The 1,647-nt window shown below is 68.5% G+C and carries 1 protein-coding gene; it reads right to left on the reverse strand.

The genetic code is table 11. From position 1 onward, the window contains the following. Positions 1-102: 102 nt before the first annotated feature. The gene (locus ABZ911_RS43115) at positions 103-1,503 is read right to left on the reverse strand and encodes an IS30 family transposase (RefSeq protein ID WP_358070509.1); all 1,401 of its coding nucleotides are present in this window, start codon (positions 1,501-1,503) and stop codon (positions 103-105) included. Positions 1,504-1,647 lie beyond the last annotated feature (144 nt).

Genomic DNA, 1,647 nt, shown 5'->3' on the forward strand with positions numbered 1-1,647 from the left:
ACCGCACCGATCTGATCAAGGACGCGATCCGGATGGCGACCGGCACCGGCGTGATCGAACCCGGTGCCGTCTTCCACACCGACCGCGGCTCGAACCTTGGATTCAAGCTGTCGTCGCAACACTGCTGCTCAGCAGCAAGTTTAGATGATCGCTGAAGGCTTCTGCCGGTGTCTTCCACCCGAGGGCCTTTCGAGGCCTGGTGTTGAGCGTTAGCGCGACGGCCGCCAACTCCTCGGCGTCCCAGCGGGACAGGTCGGTGCCCTTGGGGAAGTACTGGCGCAGCAGGCCGTTGGTGTTCTCGTTGGTGCCACGCTGCCAAGGGCTGTGGGGGTCGGCGAAATAGACCAGCAGGCCGGTGTCGATGTGCAGTTGAGGATGCTGGGCCAGTTCCTTGCCGCGGTCCCAGGTCAGCGTGCGGCGTAGCTGCTCGGGCAGCCCCGTGATCTCTTTGGTGATCGCGTCCCTCACGGCTTCGGCGCCGCGGCCGGCCAGCGCCGGGCCGTTCTTCACGCGTTCCTGGGTGCCGTAGCCCTCCATCCGGGGCAGGTGCAGCAGCAGGGTGAACCGTGTCGTGCGCTCCACGAGGGTGCCGATCGCTGACCGGCCGGTGCCGATGATGAGATCACCTTCCCAGTGGCCCGGGACCGTGCGGTCTTCGGCCTCGGCGGGCCTCTGGCTGATCTGCACCTCGGGGGTCACGTGGCCGCCGGTCTTCTGCCGGGCGCGGGCGCGCGGCACCCGCAGGGCACGCCCGGTGCGCAGGCAGGCGACCAGCTCCCGCTTGAGCGCTCCTCGCCCCTGGATGAACAGGGCCTGGTAGATCGCCTCGTGTGAGATCCGCATGGCGTCATCCTCAGGGAAATCGACCTTCAGCCGATAGGCGATCTGTTCAGGGCTCCACGATGTCATCCAGCGGCGGTCCTGTCGCCGCGGCTTGTTCCGCCCTTTCCAGGGCGCCGCGTCCGGCCCCGCCATCGGCGTGCCGTCCGGGTGGCGGACCTGCCCGGCCAGCCGCTCCTGCACATATCCGCGCAGCCGCGGGTTGGCCGCCAGTTTTGCCGTCTTCGGCCGCCGGGCTCGGCGCTCGGCGTGCCAGTGCGCGACCGTCGCCCGGTATTCCACGTCATACGTCCGCGTCGAGGCGTTGCGTCGCAGCTCGCGTGAGATCGTCGACGGTGACCGCCCCAGACGCCGCGCGATCTCGCGCACGCCGACCTTCTGGGCGCGGCACAACGCGATCTCTTCCCGCTCGGCGAACGACAGATAGCGGCCCGACAGCGTCGGGGCGAGGCATGGTCCCACCCCGCCAGCCTGGCGAAACCAGCGCGTTCCCACCGCCGGCGACACGCCGATCTCCGCCGCAGCATCCTCCGAGGTCAACCCCCGAGCGATCGCCCGCCAAAACCGGACACGATCCTCACGCCAGGCGACACTCGGTCGTCCCGGCGAGGGGATCTGGCCGCGATACAACCGGACAGCCTGCTGCTTCTTCCCCAGGCCCATGCACAACACCTCCAACGACGAAGTGTTGCGAGCACCGATTGAATCCGCCAACTACACCTCGGACGAGTTCGGCCGATTCCTCACCGGTCTGCAGATCCGCCGCTCGGTCGGCCGGACGGGGGTCTGCTACGACAATGCGATGGC

Origin of the sequence: Nonomuraea sp. NPDC046570, assembly GCF_040645915.1 — a bacterium.
Lineage (GTDB): Bacteria > Actinomycetota > Actinomycetes > Streptosporangiales > Streptosporangiaceae > Nonomuraea.

Coding starts and splice junctions, on each gene's coding strand:
- ABZ911_RS43115 (WP_358070509.1), bottom strand. CDS start 1,503: ATGGGCCTGGGGAAGAAGCAGCAGGCTGTCCGGTTGTATCGCGGCCAG.